At 69.4% G+C, this 3,032-nt stretch carries 1 pseudogene; it reads left to right on the top strand.

The annotated features are described in order from the left end of the window. Positions 1 to 2,365, top strand: a pseudogene (locus ACJ73U_RS14225) (DNA-directed RNA polymerase subunit beta'); the annotation flags it as partial. Between the last annotated feature and the right edge of the window lie 667 nt (positions 2,366 to 3,032).

Raw genomic sequence — 3,032 nt, forward strand, 5'->3', positions numbered from 1 at the left:
GCCGCAGCTGGTGGAAGGCAAGGCCATCCAGCTGCACCCGCTGGTCTGCGAGGCGTTCAACGCGGACTTCGACGGTGACCAGATGGCGGTCCACCTGCCGCTGTCCGCCGAGGCGCAGGCCGAGGCCCGGATCCTGATGCTGTCGTCCAACAACATCCTGTCGCCGGCCTCGGGTCGCCCGCTGGCCATGCCGCGTCTGGACATGGTGACCGGCCTGTTCCACCTGACCCGCCTCAAGGAGGACGGCAAGGGTGCTGGCCTGGCGTTCTCGTCGCCGGCCGAGGCCATCATGGCCTTCGACCGCGGCGTGATCGACCTGCAGGCGATGGTCAAGATCCGCATCTCGGACCGCACGCCGACCTCGGCCGACAAGCCGGAGGGCTGGGAGCCCGGTCGGCCGTGGCTCGCCAACACCACCCTCGGTCGCGTGCTGTTCAACGACCTGCTGCCCGACGACTACCCGTTCATGAACGAGCCGATGCCGAAGAAGCGGCAGGCCGCGATCGTGAACGACCTCGCCGAGCGGTACCCGATGGTGACCGTGGCCCGGACGCTGGACAAGCTGAAGGACGCGGGCTTCCACTGGGCCACCCGGTCGGGCGTGACCATCGCCATCTCGGACGTCGTCGTGCCGCCGAACAAGCAGGAGATCCTCGACGAGTACGAGAAGAAGGCCGACGCCGTCGAGAAGCGCTACCAGCGTGGTCAGCTCTCCGCCTCCGAGCGGAACAACGAGCTGGTCAAGGTGTGGTCCACCGCGACGGAAGAGGTCGCGAAGGCCATGGAGGAGAACTACCCCGACACCAACCCGATCCCCACGATCGTGAAGTCGGGCGCGGCGGGCAACATGACCCAGATCCGCCAGCTCTCCGGCATGAACGGCCTGGTGACCAACCCGCGTGGTGAGTTCATCCCGCGTCCGATCAAGTCCAACTTCCGTGAGGGCCTGTCGGTGCTGGAGTACTTCATCGCGACGCACGGCGCCCGCAAGGGCCTCGCGGACACCGCGCTGCGTACCGCCGACTCGGGTTACCTGACCCGTCGTCTGGTGGACGTGTCGCAGGACGTCATCGTCCGCGAGATCGACTGCGGCACCACGCGCGGCATCATGATGAAGGTCGGCGAGCCCGGCGGCCCGAACGGCACGGCCTTCCGCGCCGAGCACGTGGAGACCTCGGTCTACGCACGCACGCTGGCCTCGGAGATCACCGACGCCGACGGCAACGTCCTGCTGAACCGCGGCGACGACCTCGGCGACCCGGCGATCGAGAAGCTGCTGGGCTCCGGCGTCACCGAGGCGAAGGTCCGGTCGGTGCTGACCTGCGAGTCGGCGGTCGGCGTGTGCGCCACCTGCTACGGCCGCTCCATGGCGACCGGCCAGCTGGTGGACGTCGGCGAGGCAGTCGGCATCGTGGCGGCGCAGTCCATCGGTGAGCCGGGTACCCAGCTCACGATGCGTACGTTCCACCAGGGTGGTGTGGCCGGCGAGGACATCACGACCGGTCTGCCGCGTGTCCAGGAGCTGTTCGAGGCCCGCCAGCCGAAGGGCAAGGCCCCGATCGCCGAGGTCGACGGCCGCGTCCGCATCGAGGACGGCGACCGCTACTGGAAGATCACGCTGATCCCGGACGACGGCAGCGAGGAGATCATCTTCGAGAAGCTGTCGAAGCGCCAGCGCCTCGCGGTCACCCCGGACGGCCCCCTGGCGGACGGCGACCACGTGCACGTGGGCCAGCAGCTGCTGGAAGGCACGCCGGACCCGCACGAGGTCCTGCGCGTCATGGGCCCGCGTGAGGCGCAGCTGCACCTGGTGGACGAGGTCCAGAAGGTGTACCGCGCACAGGGCGTGTCCATCCACGACAAGCACATCGAGGTCATCGTCCGGCAGATGCTCCGCCGGGTCACGATCCTCGACAGCGGTTCGACCGAGTTCCTCCCGGGCTCCCTGGTCGAACGGGCCGAGTTCGAGTCCGAGAACCGCCGCGTCGTCGCCTCCGGCGGCGAGCCGGCAAGCGGCCGCCCGGTCCTGATGGGCATCACGAAGGCGTCGCTGGCCACGGACTCGTGGCTGTCGGCGGCCTCCTTCCAGGAAACCACCAGGGTCCTGACCGACGCGGCCATCAACGGCCGCAGCGACAAGCTGGTGGGCCTGAAGGAGAACGTGATCATCGGCAAGCTGATCCCCGCGGGGACCGGCATCAACAAGTACCGCAACATCCAGGTCCAGCCGACGGAGGAAGCAAGGGTCGCCGCCTACGCGATCCCGAGCTACGACGACGGCTACTACACCCCGGACGTCTTCGGTACCGGCACAGGCGCAGCCGTCCCCCTGGACGACTACGACTTCGGCCGCGACTACCGCTAACCACAGCGGAAAGGGAGCCCCCGACCACAGGTCGGGGGCTCCCTGCTTTCCAGGGGCAACCCAAGCCCAAGGCCGACCAACGAACCCGACCCAAGCAACGTGGCCAGGGTGCGGAAGGCGACGGAAGCCTTGTGGGCCAAGGTGACGAGGGCAGCCCCAGCCCCGTGCCCAAGGCAGCGAAGGTGACCCGGCGCCGTGGCCAAGGCGCGTAGGCGGACCCAATCCCCGTGGCCAGGGGTGACGGAAGCGCCCCAAGCCCAGTCGCCAAGGTGACGAAGGCGACCCAGGCCCCGTGGCCGAGGCGACGCAGGCGGACCCAAGCCCGATGGCCAAAGTGGCGGAGCCGAACCCAGGCCCGTCGCCAAAGTGACCGGGCCGAACCCAGACCCGTGGCCAAGGTGAAGGAGCCGAGCCCAGGCCCGTGGCCAAGGTGACGGAGCCGGACCCAGCCCTATGGCCAGGGTGGCGAAACAGACTTCCCCGCGAGGCGGTTCGGTGGTGGTGGCGGGGGCAAGGCAGGCAGGCGCCAGCCTGCCCCCGGAGGGGCCTGGCCAGGGCGGCGGAGGCTCGCGGGTCAAGGGTGACGGCCGCCAGGCCGTCATCGGGCGAAGCCCGACGCCGAAGGCGCCCTTGACGCGTGAGTCGCCGCCCGTACAATCCCGCCACC

It is taken from the genome of Actinophytocola sp. (assembly GCF_045807065.1).
GTDB lineage: Bacteria > Actinomycetota > Actinomycetes > Mycobacteriales > Pseudonocardiaceae > Actinophytocola.